Source organism: Fibrobacter sp. UWOV1 (assembly GCF_900142495.1).
Taxonomy (GTDB): domain Bacteria; phylum Fibrobacterota; class Fibrobacteria; order Fibrobacterales; family Fibrobacteraceae; genus Fibrobacter.
The window spans coordinates 217,961-236,358 of sequence record NZ_FRBA01000004.1; the positions used below are offsets into that span (position 1 = coordinate 217,961).

Sequence of the window (18,398 nt, forward strand, 5' to 3'; positions counted from 1 at the left end):
CGCCAGTCTCCGCTTACGCGGCTGGCTTGCCGCCCTACGGGCTTACCACTTACGCGGTAAGTCCTAAATTCTTTTCACGGCCTTGCGTCCACAAAAGAATTTAGTCGAACCCTCTTCGAGGGTTCTTAGAAACCCTTCCGCGAATAAAGCAAAAAACCACCCGATAGGGTGGTTTTCTGCTTTAGAGCGGGAAAAGGGTTTCGAACCCTCGACATCGACCTTGGGAAGGTCGCGCTCTACCAACTGAGCTACTCCCGCGAGTGCTGTTAATTTAGAAAAAATGGGCTGTTTGTAAAGGGGTGGGGCGGTTTGCGGGTGTCGTTTTGTCTGATTTTTCTATCATTGAGGCATGTTTACGAAATCTTTGATGTCGGGCCGTATTGGGCTTGTCGTATGCTTAACGCTTTTGGTTTCGGCGGGGTATGCCGAAGAAAAATCCGTGTGGAAAAAGTTTGTGGAGTTCTTTTCCCCGACTTCTGAAGTTGAAGGGGAGGGGCCTCTGTACGATCAAGTTCGCGAGTTGGACCGTAAAATCAACCGTGTCGAGGGTAAGTATGCTCGTGAACGTCGTCCGATGACGAAGGACCGCTACAAGAAGGAACTTGTCCAGCTGCGTGAAGAACGTGAGGCCTTGATGAAAAAGATCGAGGCAGAAGAGAAGAACAAAGGCAAGTCTTCGGCTGTTGCAAAGTCAAGTTCTTCTGTGAAGGCTGCGGTTTCGTCTTCGTCTGCGGTAAAATCCTCTTCAAGTGTAGAATCTGTGGCCGCTGCTGTTGCCTGCAAACCGGATACGGTTTATGTCCGCGACACAGTTGTGGTGCACGACACGCTTTACGTGATGCTCGCTCCGAAGCCTGAAGCGGCGCCTGCTGATACAAGTAAGAAATGATTGCTTTTTTTAGTAGAAAAGGAGATCCCGGATCAAGTCCGGGAAGACATTATGGATTAATCGTAAAGCCGCGGCGGAAGTTCTCGATGAGGCAGCAACTGATGCTGACGTCGGTCTCGTATTCGGGAATGTCTTCGCGCTTGACCCACATGGCTTCGGAAAGTTCTTCCTTTTGCATGTGGATTGTGTCGTCGCCATCGAGTTCTGCGGTAAAGCCCGCGATAAGCGAGTCGCTGAAGGGCCACGGTTGCGAACCGAAATAGCGAATGTTTTTCACGCGGAGGCCCGCTTCTTCCATGACTTCGCGGTGAACGGCCTGTTCCAGGCTTTCGCCGATTTCCACAAATCCCGAAATCAAGAAAAGTCTCGGATTCGGATTGTCGATGTTGTGCGCCATCAGGAGCTTATCGCCGTTGCGTACTGCAACGATGACCACAGGAGAAATTCTCGGATAAACCACATTTCCACATTTGGGACAAATGACGGAACGTTCGTGGTCGCCGCGAATAGTCACGTTTCCGCAGCGGCCGCAGAACTTGTTCAAGGATTCCCAGTGGGCGATGTGGGCCGCAGTGGCTCCTCCCATACGTTCTACGGGATTCATGCCGCGGAAGGTGCGGTTGCCCATGTATTCGTAGCCGACAGGAGCTTCTGCTTCGACCGTAGCCTTGCTGTCATCTAAAAAGAAGGCTGTGTCATCGATACTGAAAAGGTAATGTCCTTCAAAGTCATCGAGAGATTTTCCTTGCGATTCCAAAAGTTCGCCTACGCGCGGAATTGCATAGCCGTCGCCGCTCTTCTTGAGAAGCGTCTTGGATCCATTGTAACGAATAACAAAGTCGGTGGCCTTGGGGTCAACGACTTTGAATTCGTTATTGAATACGTGAGGAGATATCTCGTGAATCATGAATTAGATCCTTCGACTTCGTGCTGCGCACTCCTCCACATAGAGGATAACTCAACTAAGGCAACAAGTTGCCAAGTTTCGTATAGCTCAGGATGACACTTTCTTTTGTCTACTCCAGGTACGTGTAACCGTACAGGCCGCCACGGTAGATGTTCAAGAATTCCTTGCCTTCTTGCAGGGTAATCTTGCCTTCCTTCACGGAGCGAGACACCCAGTTTTCCATGGTGCGCACGAGCGCCTTGTCGCTGAAGTTCACGTAGTCAAGCACGTCTTCCACGGATTCGCCGTCAATCACCTTGTCGATTTCGTAGCCGCCCTTGTCGTTGCAAACGATATGGACTGCGTTGGTGTCGCCAAAGAGATTGTGCAGGTCGCCGAGGATTTCCTGGTAGGCGCCCACGAGGTAGACCGCGATGTAGTACGGTTCGCCATTCTTGAGTTCATGCAGCGGGAGCGTGCGGCTCACGTCGCCACCACGGACGAACATGTCGATTTTACCGTCGGAGTCACAAGTAACATCCTGAATGGTGGTTTCGACGGTCGGTTCTTCGTTCAGACGCTGGATCGGCATGAGCGGGAAGACTTGGTCTACGCCCCAGCTGTCCGGCAGGCTCTGGAACAAGCTGAAGTTGCAGAAATACTTCTGGGCTAACAGGCGTGGGAGTTCGCTGAGTTCGTAAGGCGGATGACGCAAGTCCTTGGCGAGCAGGTCCACCTTGCGCACGATGCTCCAGAACAGGCGTTCGCACATGGCGCGGGTGGGCAAGTCGTAATCGCCGACTTTGAAACCGTTGAGCACGTCGTCGTTCAGCTGAATGGCGTCGTGCCAGCTTTCCAGCAGGTTCTTGGGCGTGAGACCCTTGTAGATGCCGTAAAGGTCCTTCAGTGCATCGGGAGCGTCGTCGTCAATCTCGTGCGTATTCTCGTCGAAGAACGCCTGGCCCGCAGTTTCAAGCACGTTGAATACCAGAATGGAATGGTGCGCTGCAAGAGCACGGCCAGATTCTGCGATGATGTTCGGGTGTGCGACACCGCCGTTTTCGCAGGCTTCGAACATGGCGTACACCACGTCGTTGGCGTATTCCTGAATGGAGTAGTTCACCGAGCTTGCGTTGGAACTGCGGGTGCCGTCGTAATCGACACCGAGACCGCCGCCTACGTCCACAAATTCAAGGCCCATGCCCATCTTTTTAATTTGCACGTAGAACTGCGAAACTTCGCGAAGGCCGCTCTTGATGTGGCGGATGTTGGTAATCTGGCTACCCAAGTGGAAGTGAATGAGCTTCATGCAGTCTTCCATCTTCTCCTGCTTGATGTAGTCGAGAGCTTCCAGCAGTTCGGAACTGTTGAGGCCGAACTTGCTGTGGTATCCGCCGGATTCTTCCCACTTGCCGCTACCGGAACTTGCCAACTTGATGCGGATGCCGATGTTCGGACGCACTCCGATACGGCGCGACAATTCCACCACTAGGTGAAGCTCGTTCATCTTTTCGACGACGACGAAAATCTTCTTGCCCATCTTCTGCGCGAGAAGCGCAAGTTCGATAAAGTCTTCGTCCTTGTAGCCGTTGCAGATAATCAGCGAATCCGGGTTGTCCATGTTCGCGAGCACCGCATGCAGTTCCGGCTTGGAACCGGCCTCGAGACCGATGTTGTACTTCTTGCCGTGACTGACGATTTCTTCCAAAACAGCGCGTTGCTGGTTCACCTTGATCGGAAAGATGCTGTAGTAGCTTCCGTTAAAGCCGTATTCCTGACGGGACTTGTTAAAGCACTCGTTAATCTTCTCGATGCGACTATCCAGGATATCCGGGAAACGAAGCAGCATCGGAGTGGAAACGTCGCGGAGCGAAAGTTCCTGAACGAGTTCGTACAGGTCGATGTCCGGACCGCCTTCCTTGAGCGGGTGAACCGTTGCGTGGCCCTTCTCGTTGATGTCGAAGAAGTTCACGCCCCAACCCTTGACGTTATACAAGTCGCGGGAATCGTCAATGCGCCATTTTTTCATGAATGATCCTTCGGATCAGTAGACAGTAGACGGTAGGCAGTAGACAGTTTCACCTGCGTTATTCCTGTCTACTTCTAACTTCCTACTTCCTACTAATCAACAAGCACAGGGTTGAAGTTTTCCTTCCACGGGAGGCCGTACTTGGTGAGGGCTTCCATGAACGGATCCGGGTCAAATTCTTCCACGGTATGTACGCCCGGCTTATTCCACTTGCCGGTGAGCACCATCATGGCGCCGCACATGGCCGGAACGCCTGTGGTGTAAGCGATTGCCTGGCTGCCGAGTTCCTTGTAGCATTCCTGGTGGTCGCAAACGTTGTAGAGGTAGTAAGTCTTCGGCTTGCCATCCTTGGTGCCCTTGAAAATACAACCGATGTTGGTCTTACCGACGGTGCGGGGGCCGAGGCTTGCCGGGTCCGGAAGGAGAGCCTTCAGGAACTGGATAGGAACGATGTCCTGGCCCTGGAACTTGATGGGCTGCGTGCTGAGCATGCCCACGTCTTCGAGGCAGCGCATGTGGTCCAGATAGCTCTGGCCGAACGTCATGAAGAAGCGGATGCGCTTGACGCCCGGGATGTTTTGGGCCAAGGATTCGATTTCTTCGTGGTGCAAGAGGTACATGTCCTTCTTGCCCACTTCGTCAAACACGTATTCGCGCTTGATGCTCATGGCCGGAATTTCAACCCAGTGACCCTTGCCGTTTTCGTCGGTGTCCCAGTAGCTACCCGGGGCAGAAACTTCGCGGAGGTTGATTTCGGGGTTGAAGTTCGTGGCGAACTTGTAACCGTGGTCGCCACCGTTGCAGTCGAGAATGTCGATTTCTTCGATGGTGTCGAACTGGTGCTTGAGGGCGTAGGCGCAGTATGCCTGGGAAACACCCGGGTCAAAGCCCGAACCGAGCAGAGCCGTGAGACCTGCCTTTTCAAACTTTTCTTTATAAGCCCACTGCCAGCTGTAGTCGAAGTAGGCGCTGAAACCCTGTTCCTTGCAACGCTTGTCGTAGACTTTGCGCCACTCGGGATCGTCGATGTTTTCGGGTTCATAATTAGCCGTGTCCATGTAGTTCACGCCGCATTCGAGGCAGGCGTCCATGATGGCGAGGTCCTGGTACGGGAGCGCGATGTTCATCACCAGGTCCGGCTTGTATTCCTTGATCAGAGCAGAGACATTTTCGGCCTTGTCGGCGTCAACGGCTGCAGTCGTAATGACCGTCTTTGTGTTCGGGCGGAGTTCCTGGGCCAGCTTTTCGCAGTTTTCGCGATGGCGGCTTGCGATACAGATTTCGCTAAAAACTTCGCTGCAGGTGCAGCACTTCTTGATAGCAACTGTGGCAACGGCGCCACAACCGATAATCAATGCTCTTGCCATTTTTTGTTTGTTCCTCATTTGTTGAGAGTTAATCCATCGGGATGGCGATCCCGGTAGAGTATGTTGACTGGTTAAAATGTAGAAAAAGGCAAACGGCCACTTGCGGTCTTAAAAAAAGAAAGGCGGTTTCTAGATGAAACCGCCTTTCGTGGGACCTCCGGGACTTGAACCCGGAACCCGCGGGTTATGAGTCCGCTGCTCTGCCCTGTCCCGCGTAGATACTGGGTTTTCGATTAACGTCTCACAAAAAGCTCACAATTTAAAACCCTGTTTTTGCCTTAAAAAGCCCACTTTTTGTGACCTGGTTTTGAGCTTTTTGCTCATCCCCAGACGTCAAAAATTTACAAAAAATTAACAGGTTGAACCAGGGGGTAAAGACCGTCAAAATTTTTTTTGTACGGCCATTGACAAACCTAACTAAATTAGGTATATTAAGTAGTGAACAAAAGAGCACTAAAACTGTTTAAAAATGACCATAATGTTGACTAGAAATTTGATGATTCCAGACGGGAAAAAACGACTTTCGATTCAATCCATCGAGGCTCGCCAAACGGCGAGCCTCTCTTTTTTTGAGAGGTAAAACCATGAGTTACGACTACCATGAAAACATCAAGGACGACTGCGTGACAGCCATCAAGGAATACCTTGGGTATCACGACGTGAAGGGAATGTCCAAGGAAACGCTGAAAGAAAAATTCCGCGATGCGTTCTGGGTTGACGATTCCGTTACTGGCAACGCTTCGGGTTCCTATACGTTCTCCAGCTATGACGCTGAACAAAACATCGCGGGAAACTGGGACTTGCTTGGCGAGGCCATGACCGAGTTCTGCTGCGAGTGCAACGCCATCGAGAAAGGCGCCGAATGGGCGGACGTGACGATTCGTTGCTACCTGCTTGACGAGGGCATCGAGAAGGCGATGGAGGAACTGGAAGAAGAAATCGAAAAAGCGATTGAAGAAGAACCCGAAGAAGAAAGCGCGGAGGCATAGCGATGGAAAGGGCGAAAGTGAAAGAACAGCTTGAACGGATGATGAACGAGTTCAACCAGAAATCCGACGAACTTCAAAAGATGGCGGAGAAAAGCGTCAACGGAACCATGGAAAGGTACACGCTGGCGCAAGCCGACACCGTAGCGGCGAAGCTGCTCGCGCTCAAGGAACTTGCCTTGAGGCTTGGCTTCGCTGTTGTTTACGATGCAATCCAAAACAAGTGGACACTAACCTAAAGGAAAAAAAACAATGAAGATAAAAGCATACCTAATCGACGTTATCAACGAGACCCACAAGGCGGTCGAAATTGAAAACAAGCTCGCGGACTATTACCGCGAATTGCAGTGTACCGTGATTGACATTCAGGAACGGAAAATCGGAAAAAAGGTCTTCGACATTATCTGCGACGACGAAGGTCTTTTCAAGGAGCCTGCGAAAATCAGTGCCATCGACAATCTCGGTTCGCCTATGTTTGTCGGCAATCTCCTAGTCGTAAAAAATAAGGACGGAGAGACTACCACATTGAGCGACGAAGATGTATATTACGTTTCCGAACATGTGGAAAAACTTTGTACCAAGCTGTTTCCGAAAGGCTACCCGATGCTGACGCAGGTCGAATATTGCTAGGAGGGCTGAACATGAATTTGAAAATCGGAGACAAGATTGAGATTCTCGAAATGGTAGGCGAACCCCAGTACACGGGAAAGGTCGGAGTCGTTGATTTTATTGACGACGCTGGTCAAGTGCATGGAACCTGGGGCGGCTTAGCCGTTCAGCCTGAACGCGATAAAGTTCGGCTGCTGGAGGGGTGACGATGGCGGAAGGACAGCTGGATTTCTTTTCCATCCTGGATTCCGCAAGCGAAGCGAACAACGCAAGGCCATGGTGTAAATCATGGCTTTGCGCCCGTAAGAACGACTGCGGAGTCTATGTGGAGAATGTGCAGACATTCAGGCAGGGAGAGGGCTACAGGCGCTACGTGGAGCTGAAATGCGCCCTCGACTACCCGCGGGTCTATTACGCTTGCAGCATCCAGGACAGAATTTCCGGGCGCGGTTCGCCACTGGATGCCGATGGAGATTACTGCTTCGACGTGTTCGACGGAATCGCGGACGTGGAGAAGAAGGTACGCGGCTATCTGACGCGCTGTGCGTCGGGCTACGAGGTGAACCGTTCCTGGATAGATGGCGTGGTGAACATGCTCAAGAACAGCTTGCAGCAATAGTACAAAAGCTATTTTTAAAGCGAGGCAAACAATGAATTACAGAACTCTGTGCAGCTTTTACAAGGGCGAGAAGGAATGTCCCTTTGAAGCTGGGAATGGAAATGCGGGGAAATTCTGGATGGCGGAACGGTTCGTGTGCGAGGAATACGCGCAGACCGTCGAGAAGCAGGTCGAGACCGATTTCTTCCGCATGGTCGCCGCCTATATGTGCAAGTGGGCGCCCTACAATTTTCCCGACCTGATACGCGACTACCTGTCGAAGTCCGATGCCGATGAAAAAATCAAGGCTCAAGTGAAAGCCATGTATCTCTAGTCTTAGGCGGCAGTAGGAGCCGCCTTCGGTCTCTTTTTTGCACAAAATATGATTTATTCACTTGAAAAAATCCGATTTTTACTATCTTTGCGCTCGGAGCCTTAGCTCAATCGGTTAGAGCGTCGGACTCATAAAAATTGTGGCACCAGCTTGAAAGAGTTGGATGCGAATGGGAAGAAATCGGTGAAACCTAACCAGCGGTAACGCTGCACGGCAACGCCGAGCCGAGCCAGGGGTACACTCCTGGAAGGTGTAGAGACTAGCGGAGCAGTAGAGCCTGCTTAATGACCGCACAAGCCTCCCACGCCTAAACCCGCAAGGGCATGGCGAAGACATAGTCCACGGAGGTGCGAAAGCATCACGAACGTAAACCCGTTGGTTCCCGGTTCAAGTCCGGGAGGCTCCACTTAAAGAGGATGAGCTGAACAGCTCACCCTCTTTTTTTATCTTTAGGGTAAAGCCCTTGGAGGATTTTTATGCCCTTCGGGGCAGTAAAGGGAGGACAATCACATGAAAATAATCAATATTGGAATTCTTGCCCATGTAGACGCTGGAAAGACGACCTTGACGGAGAGCCTGCTATATGCCAGCGGAGCCATTTCAGAACCGGGGAGCGTCGAAAAAGGGACAACGAGGACGGACACCATGTTTTTGGAGCGGCAGCCTGTCCTTTACCATCCCCTATAACCGCCAGCAGCTGGCGGACTACCTCTGCGTCGAACGGGCCGCCATGTCGGTGGCGCTTTCTCAGATGCAAAAGGATGGGATACTTCAGTACAGCAAAAACAAATTCACGTTGTTCACATATTCATCGGATTGATTTAGAATGAGCCGGCTTTGAGAAACGGAAAAACAATTTTGCATAATAACGCAAGCCGCCTGTGCGGGCATGGGAAATGCTCGTACAGGCGGCTTTTTGGGTGTCTATCTATTTTTAAAATGATAATTTTTAATTACTTGACCGAATCGGTTATTGGTGTTATATTATAAATAACCGATTCGGTTATTTCGTTGAAAGGCAGGGATCAAAGTGGAAAAATTTTTGGCGCTGAGGGAAGAAAAGAAAATGACGATCCTGAACGCAGCACTTCAGTGCTTCGGAAAATTTGGTTATGAAAAAGCATCCGTCAATGATATTGCAGTGGCTGCTCATATCTCCAAGGCATCCATGTTTCAGTATTTCGGAAGCAAAAAACAGCTCTATATTTATCTGCTGGAATACTGTAAAAAGGTCATTGAAGAAATATTTGAAAAAGCACATCTGGATTCCAAAACGGATTTGTTCGACAGGATCCTGGCATCCAGCCGCATGGAAATGGAGAGCTTCCAAAATCAGCCCTTCACCCTGCAGTTTATTACCAGCGTCTGGGAAGAAACTTCTCCCGAAGTAGCCGATGCGCTGGTGATTCTGACAGAGGAAGCCTGCAGCTTCAGAAACGATATGGTTCTTCGGGAGGAGGACGCTTTGAAATTCAAAAACCCGGAGGATGCCCGGCCGGTATTTCAGATGCTGCTTCTGATGGGCGAGGGATATGCGGCCCGGTACCGTGGGGCAAATGCTTTTGACTTTGAGACCGTCATGGATGATTTTGAGAAGAACATCGCAATTCTGCGGAAAAATTTTTATAAGGAGGAGTATCTGAAATGAGCGAGCCAATCATTGTTTTGGAAAAGCTGACCAAGCACTATGGGAAACATCGGGGAATTGACGGACTTAGCTTCTCTGTTGACCAGGGCGAGTTTTTCGGCTTCATTGGCCCAAACGGTGCGGGAAAATCCACCACCATCCGCACCCTGATGGGCCTGATCCATCCCAGCGGCGGCAGCGCATCTATTTTCGGCCTGGACTGCCAGACCAAGGCCAGTGTCATTGCCAGAGATGTGGGCTATCTTCCCAGCGAAAACAGCTATTATGAAAACATGAAGGTGCGGGAACTGCTGCAATACAGCGCAGACCTGTACGGCATGAATTGCGAAACGAAAATGTATGAGCTCTCCGAGCGCCTCAATCTGGATCTGACCCGGAAAATCGCAGACCTGTCTCTGGGCAACAAGAAGAAGGTGGGGATCGTGTCTGCCGTCATGACCTCGCCCAAGCTGCTGATCATGGACGAACCCACCAGCGGCTTAGACCCGTTGATCCAGCAGGCTTTCTACGATATTCTGAAGGAGGAGAACAGCCGGGGAACCACCATTTTCTTCTCCTCCCATGTCCTCAGTGAGGTGCAGAAGCTGTGTGACCGGGTGGCGATCTTAAAAGAGGGCAAGCTCGTGGGCATTCAGTCCATCCGAGAGCTGCGGGAAAGCGGCTATAAAAAGGTCAGCCTTACCGCTGAAACGGCCATCCCCCGTGAGTTCTGGGGCCTGCCCAGCATTGCCAACTACACCGAGAGTCCTGACAAGACCTCTGTTTCCTTTATGTATAACGGCAATATCACGGCGATCATTGACAAGCTTCACCTGCTGCATTTGGACGATGTGCTTTTGGAAGAACCCTCTTTGGAGGAGATCTTCCTGCACTACTATGCGTAAGGAGGTGTCAGGCATGGTCATTTTGAAATATGAACTGAGAAGGCATCGAACCTATATCCTGGGCTGGGCCATCGCCTTGGCTGCGTGCATCTTTTTCATGACACCGACTTATTACAGCTTTCTGGATGCGGCCTCCGTGGAACTCTTTGAAACCATGGGCACCACGGACTTTTACAGGAGCGTCGGCGTATCGATGGAATACCTGACCTCTCCGCTGGGTATTTACGGGTTCCTGACCAGCTTTTTCATGATTGCCTCCGGCGTTTTCGGGATGCACTTCGGCATTTCCATTCACACCAGAGAATGTACGGAAGGAACCTCGGAATACCTGTTTACAAAGCCCTTTCCCCGGAAAGCAATTTATTGGGCAAAGGCATGGACGGTGTTTGTCGGCGTGGCGATCGTGGGTGCGGCGTATCTGCTGGCTTCCCTTTTCGCCATGGCAACATTCCGTTCCGGAACTCCTTGGGGAGAGTTTTTCCTGATTGCCCTGTCCCTGACCCTTGTGACGCTGTTCTTCGCTGCAATGGGGCTGATGGTGGGAGTTTTGTTTTCCCGCAACCGCAGTCCGCTGCTGACTGCCGGTTTGGTTGTGTTCGTTGAGTATTGCATTACCAGCTTCTCCAACATCGTCAGTAACCGGGCTATCAGTTTTCTGTCTCCCTACTCGTTCTTCGGAGCCGCCGAGATCTCCAAAGCCGGCTTCTATGACCTCCGGTATCTTGGGTGGTGCGTGCTGCTGTTTGCCTTGTTTTTGGTGCTTTCTTACGGTGTCTTTCTGAAAAAAGACATTCAGTTCCGCAGCTAAGGAGGTGTGAACATGAAAACATTGATTAAAAATGAATTCCGCCAAACCAGAAGACTTTTGCTGATCTGGCTGGGAATCATGCTGCTTCTGTGCGGTTTCTGCTATTTTGAGCTTCTGTCCCTACGGGACAGTCTGGATGAAATGGCAGCGATGGTCAGCCAATTTCCGAGACTGATCATGATCATGTTCGGAGTCAAAGGCGACTTGACGACATCCACCGGCTGGTATGTGTGCATCTATTTCTGGGAGGGACTGCTGGCGTTTCCTTATGCCATGTCTTTGGGACTGTCCTGTGTGGCAAGGGAAAAGAAATTCGGAACATCGGAATACCTGTTCACAAAGCCTGTGAAGCGGAAAACCATTGTTCTGGCGAAGGTGATCGTTTCGGCAGTGAACCTGCTGGTGTTCGCCCTGTTCAGCGGCGTGTGTAATTATTTCACGATCGTTCTTCCTTTGGGCGGTCTGGATCAGCCGGGAGCGGTGCTTTCCACAACGATGGGAATGTTCTTTACCCAGACTCTCTTTTTTGCCCTGGGTCTGCTGTTTTCCAGTGTGCTTCGATCCTATAAGGCTGCGGTGCGGACAGGAACAATTTCCATGCTGGCTGCCTATGGGTTGGCCTTTACTGCCGAGTACACAGGAAATCATTTCCTGGACTACCTGACCCCATTGCGTTATTTTGATGTGTACGAGGTAGCACTGCACGGTTTCCACCTTCCCTATCTCGTCTTAACGATCGTTGTGGCAGGTATTTGTGTCGCAGCTGCCCTGGATCAGTGGAAACGGCGGGAATTGTGATGTTACATGAAGTATAACGACCCGAAATTTTTGGAGGGTCGTCAACCAAATACAATGCGAGGAAAGGAATTATCATGGCAAATAAAGAGAAAATGGGCCCTCCTACATTAGAAATGATTCAGGGCAATCCGTACAATTATACTTTTGATGAAGTAGCCAAATGTATGGGAGAAGAACGAGCTAAGTCTTTATTCAAAACCTTGTATAAAAATGGCGTAAGTCCTAAAAATCAAACTATGACTATAAAAGACATATATGTAGGGGGAGATACTACAAAGTATGCTTTTGAATTACAAGATGGCTACTGCATTGAAACAGTATGCATTAAAAGAAGGACTGGCAATACGGTATGCGTTAGCACTATGGTCGGTTGTCCGGTGGGGTGTATTTTCTGTGCATCAGGAAAAAATGGATTTATTCGCAATCTTTCACCAGCTGAAATAGTTCAGCAAATCGTTCTTTTGAAAGAACGTGTCAACAGAATCGTTTTTATGGGGATGGGAGAACCTCTCTTTAATTATGATAATCTGATTAAAAGTATTCATATACTTCGTGATCGCAATGGACTTAATTTTCCTACAGATGGCATAAATGTATCGACTGTTGGACCAGTTGAACAGTTGAAGCGACTGAGAGAGGAGCATTTAAAGATTCAGTTTACACTCTCTCTTCACGCAACGGATCAAGCAACTAGAAACATGATTATGCCGCACATGAAATCCAATAGCATTCATAGTGTTGTCGAAGCTGCGCTTTCCTATTCTGAACGACATAACAGAAAGATTACCATTGCATATCTGCTCGCTCCTGGAATTAATGATAGGGCTTCAGACGTAAGACAACTTGGTAAATGGTTTAGAGGAAAAAATGTACTGATTAATCTTTTACAATATAATGAAACTGCCTGTAAGAGAATCAAACGTCCTAACAAGCAACAATTGGTTGCATTTAAGATTAGACTAGAGGAGGCTGGCTTGGAAGTAAAACTTCGGGAATCAAGAGGTAATAGAATAAAAGCTGCCTGTGGTCAATTAGTAAGTGATTATAATAAAGGGAACGACGCTCCTACGGTATAACGACCCGCAATTTTTGGAGGGTCGTCAACCCATAAGTACCAGGTTCATCAACATCGCGAAGATTAATCTGAACAGCATGCTTTGAAAGAATATAATCTTCAAGGACAGGCATAGAGCCGGAAAGCTTAATTGAAACCAGAGGAAGCTCTCCTTCAATTTCAAGATGTCCCTGTGCGGACACGCCCTTCGGTTGTCGCTTTTGATTACAGCAAAAAAATGATAGAATTGGCTAAAAGACGGCAATCACAATATGCAAAACAAATTGAATTTTGTGTGGCGGATGCGACCGATAGAAAAAGTATATTAGAATTAAAAAGAAATCGAGCCTTTACGAAAGCAGTTTCTAATATGGCAATTATGGATATTACGGACATTGAACCACTTCTTATGGCTGTTTATGAACTGTTGCAGGAAAGCGGAATTTTTGTCTTTGCAACGCAACACCCTTGTTTTGTCACGTTGACTGAAAAATATATGACACCGCACAGTTACTATGATATAGCGATTGAAGGGCAACCGAAAGAGCAGATTTATTATCATCGTTCCATACAAGGTATATATGGATAAAGACTTGGAAAAGCTCATGGAAAAATATAACGTTCCATGCAAAGTCAAGAAAGTCAAAAAGCAAACTTTAGACTTGAATCCTCAAGATAAAGTCATTGACTGCGATTATGTTGACCCGGCTGGTTTTCCCCATTGGGACAAAGATTAAATCTTGAATGTCATAAAGGCCCTTTATGCTAAAGAAATTTCTTTCAGTGTATCTCCTTTTATCTGCTTGTCTTTATGCAACGGATTATGAGTGCATAGAGCTTTATGGAGATTATAGAGTTGTAATTGAAGGGACTAAAAATACAGCGAATCAAGTCAGTACAAAACGTTATTCAAGCTATAAATCCTGCAATCGTGATTTGGAAAATTACCTAAATGGTAAAAAGACTCCTATCGCATACGAGTGCATAGAACTTTATGGGGATTACAGAGTCGTGCTCGAAGGAACTAAAAATCCAGCAAATCAAGTTAGCTCAAAACGCTACTCAAGCTATAAATCCTGCAATCGCGATTTGGATAATTACCTAAATGGTAAAAAGACTCCCGTTGAATATGAGTGCATAGAACTTTACGGGGATTTTAGAGTTGTGCTTGCGGGAACTAAAAATCCGGCAAATCAAGTTAGTTCAAAACGTTATTCAAACTATAAATCCTGCAATCGCGATTTGGATAATTACTTAAATGGCAAAAAGACTCCCGTTGAATACGAGTGCATAGAACTTTATGGAGATTTTAGAGTCGTGCTTGCGGGAACTAAAAATCCGGCAAATCAAGTTAGCTCGAAACGCTACTCAAACTATAAATCCTGCAATCGCGATTTGGATAATTACTTAAATGGCAAAAAGACTCCTGTTGCATACGAGTGCATAGAACTTTATGGGGATTACAGAGTCGTGCTCGAAGGAACTAAAAATCCAGCAAATCAAGTTAGCTCATTGCGTTATACCAGCTATGGGTCTTGCAATAAAGCCTTGAATGAATACTTGTCTAAGCAAAGACAATAATCTGCAACTAGAGCTTCTCCAGCTTGCCGTTTTTTATGTAAAAAACCTCTGTTCCGATGGATTTCCACTTTTGGGCGAAGCCTAGATACTTGGACTTCGCCTTTTCTGTTAGGTCGTAAGGGAACGTCAGCGACTCCACGCAATCGACCGTCACATCGCCGTGAAATTGCAGTTCAAGATAGCTGCTGATGTTGTCGCTGCGGAATTTCGTCATGTCGTTCGTCTGCGTTCCCTTCACTGGCAGCTTGCTTTCATACATGTCGTCGTAGGAAACCGCTTTCGGGTCGGTGACGAGACTGGGCTGGTATCTTTCGCTTAGGCTGTCGCCAGCCGTCCATGTGCAGGTCACTTTGTCCTTCTTGAAACGTACCGCGACATTTCCGTATTGGGTGGCGCGGTTGTGCGTCGTCGCCTCACGTAGCTTGTCATGGTCGAGAAGGTTGCCGTACTTTTCGTACTGCGAGATATTGAGCTGGTTCGCCTTTTCCGTTGAACCCAGGTCAAAGAGCTTGTGTGCTGCGGATAGTCTCAAATGGCTCTGCTTGATTGAACCGTCCGCGTTTAGCGACGGGCCGCTATACCCGCCGGAGCTTCCTGTCTCGAAGGTGTTTTTGAAATGGCTGTTGAAAACCTTTTCAAGCAGGTCGTCTTCTATGTGCATCCCCAAGTCGTGCTTCTGGAACAGCTCGCGCATCGTCGCCTCGATTTCTGCGGCGTGCTTCTTTGTCGCTGAACCGTAGTTGTGGCCCTTCTTGTACTTCTCGATGGCGGTGTCCAGGTGTCCGAGCGTGGGAGGCAGCTTGTCGCCCTTGAGGGCGCGAAGGTCGTCGATGCTGATGTTTGTCGAGAACGGGACGCTTGAGCCGGACTTGATGCCAGCCTTGATTTTCTTGAGGCGTTCGAGTCCTTCCTTGTATTCGATTTCCTTCCTTCTCGTTTCCGCTTTCTTGAGCAGTTCCTTGATTTCCGTTTTCGCGGCGTTGTCGCCCTTGGCGATAAGCGCGTCCATTTCGGTCGTGAGCTTCTTGAGGACTGCGGACTTGGGGTGGTTCTTGAGGAATATCTTGATGGAGTCCACGCGGCCAAGTTCCGTTTCCCAGTCGATGAGGCGTTCCACTTCGGCGAGAGCTTTCTTGTAAGCATCCTGTGCCACCTTCCAGCTTGCATACTTCTTGTGTTTTTCAACCCAGTCGATTTCAAATTCCAGGTCGTGCTTTTTGCCAGCGAGCGAGCTGCCCATGCCGTCGAGCTTCTTTCTTACGGATTCGTTGACGGTGATGGCGGTTGAATAGTCGAAGTCCCTTGCCGCCTGGAACGGGTCTGCAAGGTACGTGCAGCCCTTCAATGTGTCCAGACTCGTTTCGAGCTTTCGGGAGAGCTTTTTCATGTCGCTGTACGCCTGTTTGCCGCCCTTCTGCAAGGCTTTTTCCAGTTCGCCCATTTCGGGTAGGCCCTTGATGCCGTTCGCGTCCTGCAAAAGCCTGTGCGCTGTCTGTCGCGTGTCGAGCCTTTCCTGCAATTCCTTGCGAATTGCTGCGACTTCCTGCGAAGTCCTGCGGGAATGTCGCTGTTCGGCAGCTTCCTTGAGCCTGCGCCTTGACTTGCGTTCGTCCCAGCGCTTCTGAATGTCCGCGATTTCCTCGGCGCTTCGGGCATGGCGCTTTTCTGCCGCCTGTTCCAGCCTTTGACGGCTCAAAAGCTGCATTTGCTCGTTTTTGAGCTGTTGCAGCTGTTTTTCCTGTTCGGCGATAGATTGTTCCACCTTGTGAAGGTTTTCGCCCGTAGAAGCCTCTGTACGCTGTTCTGCGCCCTTTTCTTGTTCGGGACGTTCCTTGACCTCGTATTTTCCGTCGATTTCGGGGTCCCAGGCGACCATGGAGCAGCGGCACTGAAAATCCTCGCCCGGATTTCCGTGGAACATCGAGGCGGTTCTTTCCTTTTCGACCAGTCCGTCGGGCGTTTCCTCGTAATAGACATTCGGATTGTCCAGGCTACAGATGAGACCGTTCAGATGTGTGTGCGTTTCCCTGTCGCGACCGTCCAAGGTCGTGAGCCATACATAGTAGCGGATGCCCAGCTGCTTGTACGTCGAAATGCTCGCGGCGGAATTGAGCTTGGCGGTCTCGGTTCTCGCGATGAGTTCTGCACGGTGTTTCGTTTCGACGGGGAGCTTGGCGCGGATGGCCGCTTCCAGTTCCCTCTTGTTCCAGCCCTTCATCTTCGCTTCGGTGGCAATACGGGAAATGTCCGCCTTGGCGTCGCTCTCCGCACTGATGCAGAGCTGCTGGAAGTTTTTTTTCCATGCCTCGAAAATCTCGTCTTTCGCTGGTGGCGGGAAATATGGCTGTCCGACGGTCATTTTGGCGTACTCGCTGAAATTCCAGCCGTTCTTGACGCCGACTGCATCGGCAAGCGAGGAAACCTTCTTGGCAAATTCGGGGGGCAGCTCCGCAGCGGCTTTCGTCAGGTCGTCAATGTCGTCCGTGAAGCCCCGGAGCGCAAGCTGGATGTTTTCTTCCAGGGCGCGAAGAAATTCTTCCCGCGTTGCACGTTCAAGGTCCGCCTCGATGGCGCTGGGATAGAACTGGTGCGCGTTAAACACGGGCCTGCGTCCGCGTTTCTTCTGTCCGAGCCGTTCCACGTTCTTGACGAAATTTACGAAGCTGCCAGCCATGTTCTAGTCCTTTACGGAAATGTCCCAGGAATGTCCGTTCTTGAAGATTCCCTCGCGGATGCTCTGCTCGTCTATTGCGCCCATCTGATAGTAGATGTTGAGCATTTCCGCCTGCATCTTCATCGCTTCGAGCTTTTCCTTTACGGACATTGTGGTGACGGCGCCCCATTCAAATTCCGAACAGACGATGCCGCAGTTCCTTTCCGAAAGGTCGGCGATGAGCGAACAGGCGGGGCGGTAGATGTAGCGGGAACGCCAGCTTTCCACAAGCTCCGCGTATGCCTTGGAGTCGCCCTCATTCGTCTGGGCGAGTCCAGTCGCGCTTTGGCCGAAAAGGATACTCACGGGGATTCTCGAATCCGCGCAGACGAGGTTCATCGCCTTTTGGAGAACTTCGGGCAGTCCCGCGAAATTGTGGCTTAGGATTTGGAACTTGTCGTTCGCGCCGGAGAATACGCCTCGGAACGAACTCATGGAAACCTTTACGAGGCTTATGAGCTGCTGTGCGTCCTGTATTCCGCAGTCGGGCTTGGAGAGCATTTCGTTGAAGCCCTCCAGCGAGAAAAGCATCACGCCCGTTTCCGTCGCCATGTTGACGATGGACGCGACGACATTCGCGAGGTTCTTCAAGCTCTGTTCGCACGCCTTGAGTGCAGGCATACCGAAGAACCTTTCCCTTATGGGTATTCCCTGGAGAATGTCGGGGACGATTTTTCCGTGAATGACGGTGCAGCGCGACGGGTGTATCTCGATGCGCTTGTTATCAAGAAGGACGACGCGGTAAACCTTGGGCGTGTCGCCCTGGAAATCTGTCGGCTGGAACTCCACCTTGCCAGCGCTGTAAACACGGTATTGCGAAATCTTGCGATTTTCCGGTGCTGGACGTTTGAGCTGTTCAATGTCGTACTCGTTTTCGTATTCCGAGACAATCAAGGCGCCGCCCGTGAGACGCTGGTATTCGCCAGCGAGCTGTAGGGCCTCGAAAAGCCCGACGGCGGAAGCCTCCTTGAATACCTTGCCTGAACTGTCGCCAGTGATGGTGACGGGTTCCTTGAAAGCCGTTTCGGGGACGCACTCGACAATTCGTGCGGCGATGCCGTCCTGCACCTTTATACGCGCAAGCTCGACAATATCCGTTCCCGCATAGGGATTGACGAAAGTGCTTTCCGTCTTGTCGGTGTCCCTGCGGCCCATTCCCGTTACGAAATTGCCGTAGGCGCCGTCCCTTATCTTTGCAGTTTCCATGATTTATT

The 18,398-nt window shown here is 50.0% G+C and carries 19 protein-coding genes, 2 tRNA genes and 3 pseudogenes; 17 read left to right on the forward strand and 7 right to left on the reverse strand.

The window, feature by feature from the left end:
• Positions 1–185: 185 nt before the first annotated feature.
• Positions 186–258: transfer RNA gene (locus tag BUC02_RS08050), tRNA-Gly, on the reverse strand.
• A gap of 91 nt (positions 259–349) precedes the next feature.
• Between BUC02_RS08050 and BUC02_RS08055 the strand changes: the two genes are divergently transcribed.
• Positions 350–889 (forward strand): hypothetical protein, encoded by a 540-nt coding sequence (locus BUC02_RS08055; RefSeq protein ID WP_139261069.1) that lies wholly within the window; start codon positions 350–352, stop codon positions 887–889.
• A 49-nt stretch (positions 890–938) separates the two neighbouring features.
• Here BUC02_RS08055 and nudC read toward each other — a convergent pair whose 3' ends face one another.
• The 4 genes from nudC to BUC02_RS16145 form a co-directional block, all read right to left on the reverse strand.
• Complete coding sequence (gene nudC / locus BUC02_RS08060; RefSeq protein WP_073321090.1) at positions 939–1,796, reverse strand: NAD(+) diphosphatase; 858 nt, start codon at positions 1,794–1,796, stop codon at positions 939–941.
• Positions 1,797–1,905: 109 nt separating this feature from the next.
• Complete coding sequence (gene speA, locus BUC02_RS08065; RefSeq protein ID WP_073321092.1) at positions 1,906–3,804, reverse strand: biosynthetic arginine decarboxylase; 1,899 nt, start codon at positions 3,802–3,804, stop codon at positions 1,906–1,908.
• A 92-nt stretch (positions 3,805–3,896) separates the two neighbouring features.
• Complete coding sequence (locus BUC02_RS08070; protein ID WP_073321094.1) at positions 3,897–5,171, reverse strand: saccharopine dehydrogenase family protein; 1,275 nt, start codon at positions 5,169–5,171, stop codon at positions 3,897–3,899.
• A gap of 149 nt (positions 5,172–5,320) precedes the next feature.
• Positions 5,321–5,383: transfer RNA gene (locus BUC02_RS16145), tRNA-Met, on the reverse strand.
• A 372-nt stretch (positions 5,384–5,755) separates the two neighbouring features.
• Between BUC02_RS16145 and BUC02_RS08075 the strand changes: the two genes are divergently transcribed.
• The 16 genes and pseudogenes from BUC02_RS08075 to BUC02_RS08145 all read left to right on the forward strand — a co-directional run bounded on the left by BUC02_RS08075 (position 5,756) and on the right by BUC02_RS08145 (position 14,471).
• Positions 5,756–6,160 (forward strand): hypothetical protein, encoded by a 405-nt coding sequence (locus BUC02_RS08075; RefSeq protein ID WP_073321096.1) that lies wholly within the window; start codon positions 5,756–5,758, stop codon positions 6,158–6,160.
• Between the two features lie 2 nt (positions 6,161–6,162).
• Positions 6,163–6,396, forward strand: a complete 234-nt coding sequence (locus BUC02_RS08080; protein WP_073321098.1) for a hypothetical protein — start codon at positions 6,163–6,165, stop codon at positions 6,394–6,396.
• 13 nt (positions 6,397–6,409) lie between these two features.
• Positions 6,410–6,787 carry a DUF3846 domain-containing protein gene (locus BUC02_RS08085; protein WP_073321100.1) on the forward strand — a complete coding sequence of 126 codons (378 nt, stop codon included), beginning with the start codon at positions 6,410–6,412 and terminating at the stop codon, positions 6,785–6,787.
• A gap of 11 nt (positions 6,788–6,798) precedes the next feature.
• Positions 6,799–6,972, forward strand: a complete 174-nt coding sequence (locus BUC02_RS08090; protein ID WP_139261070.1) for a DUF4314 domain-containing protein — start codon at positions 6,799–6,801, stop codon at positions 6,970–6,972.
• A gap of 2 nt (positions 6,973–6,974) precedes the next feature.
• Positions 6,975–7,385, forward strand: a complete 411-nt coding sequence (locus BUC02_RS08095) for a hypothetical protein (RefSeq protein WP_073321104.1) — start codon at positions 6,975–6,977, stop codon at positions 7,383–7,385.
• 31 nt (positions 7,386–7,416) lie between these two features.
• Positions 7,417–7,698, forward strand: coding sequence for a hypothetical protein (locus BUC02_RS08100; protein ID WP_073321106.1), 282 nt, complete (start codon positions 7,417–7,419; stop codon positions 7,696–7,698).
• Between the two features lie 510 nt (positions 7,699–8,208).
• A pseudogene (locus tag BUC02_RS16405) lies at positions 8,209–8,361 on the forward strand (GTP-binding protein); the annotation flags it as partial.
• Positions 8,357–8,518 (forward strand): annotated as a pseudogene (locus tag BUC02_RS16665) (helix-turn-helix domain-containing protein); the annotation flags it as partial. The pseudogenes BUC02_RS16405 and BUC02_RS16665, both read left to right, overlap by 5 nt.
• A 210-nt stretch (positions 8,519–8,728) precedes the next feature.
• Entirely contained in the window at positions 8,729–9,346 is a 618-nt protein-coding gene (locus tag BUC02_RS08115; protein WP_073321108.1) for a TetR/AcrR family transcriptional regulator, read from the forward strand.
• Complete coding sequence (locus tag BUC02_RS08120; RefSeq protein ID WP_073321110.1) at positions 9,343–10,230, forward strand: ABC transporter ATP-binding protein; 888 nt, start codon at positions 9,343–9,345, stop codon at positions 10,228–10,230. Before BUC02_RS08115 ends, BUC02_RS08120 begins: the two co-directional genes overlap by 4 nt.
• Positions 10,231–10,243: 13 nt before the next feature.
• The gene (locus BUC02_RS08125; protein WP_035769273.1) at positions 10,244–11,038 is read left to right on the forward strand and encodes an ABC transporter permease subunit; all 795 of its coding nucleotides are present in this window, start codon (positions 10,244–10,246) and stop codon (positions 11,036–11,038) included.
• A gap of 12 nt (positions 11,039–11,050) precedes the next feature.
• Positions 11,051–11,836, forward strand: a complete 786-nt coding sequence (locus BUC02_RS08130; RefSeq protein ID WP_026667057.1) for an ABC transporter permease subunit — start codon at positions 11,051–11,053, stop codon at positions 11,834–11,836.
• Between the two features lie 74 nt (positions 11,837–11,910).
• On the forward strand, positions 11,911–12,912 hold the full coding sequence (gene rlmN / locus BUC02_RS08135) for a 23S rRNA (adenine(2503)-C(2))-methyltransferase RlmN (protein ID WP_083564500.1): 1,002 nt from the start codon (positions 11,911–11,913) through the stop codon (positions 12,910–12,912).
• Positions 12,913–13,098: 186 nt separating this feature from the next.
• Positions 13,099–13,473, forward strand: a pseudogene (locus BUC02_RS08140) (class I SAM-dependent methyltransferase); the annotation flags it as partial.
• Complete coding sequence (locus BUC02_RS16150; RefSeq protein WP_170861496.1) at positions 13,472–13,627, forward strand: hypothetical protein; 156 nt, start codon at positions 13,472–13,474, stop codon at positions 13,625–13,627. The pseudogene BUC02_RS08140 and the gene BUC02_RS16150, both read left to right, overlap by 2 nt.
• Positions 13,628–13,652: 25 nt before the next feature.
• Entirely contained in the window at positions 13,653–14,471 is an 819-nt protein-coding gene (locus BUC02_RS08145; protein ID WP_073053485.1) for a hypothetical protein, read from the forward strand.
• Between the two features lie 7 nt (positions 14,472–14,478).
• On the opposite strand, the gene BUC02_RS08150 is transcribed toward BUC02_RS08145, so the two are convergent.
• Positions 14,479–17,145, reverse strand: coding sequence for a phage minor head protein (locus tag BUC02_RS08150; RefSeq protein WP_073321113.1), 2,667 nt, complete (start codon positions 17,143–17,145; stop codon positions 14,479–14,481).
• Positions 17,146–17,148: 3 nt separating this feature from the next.
• The gene (locus BUC02_RS08155) at positions 17,149–18,390 is read right to left on the reverse strand and encodes an anti-CBASS protein Acb1 family protein (protein WP_073321116.1); all 1,242 of its coding nucleotides are present in this window, start codon (positions 18,388–18,390) and stop codon (positions 17,149–17,151) included.
• Between the last annotated feature and the right edge of the window lie 8 nt (positions 18,391–18,398).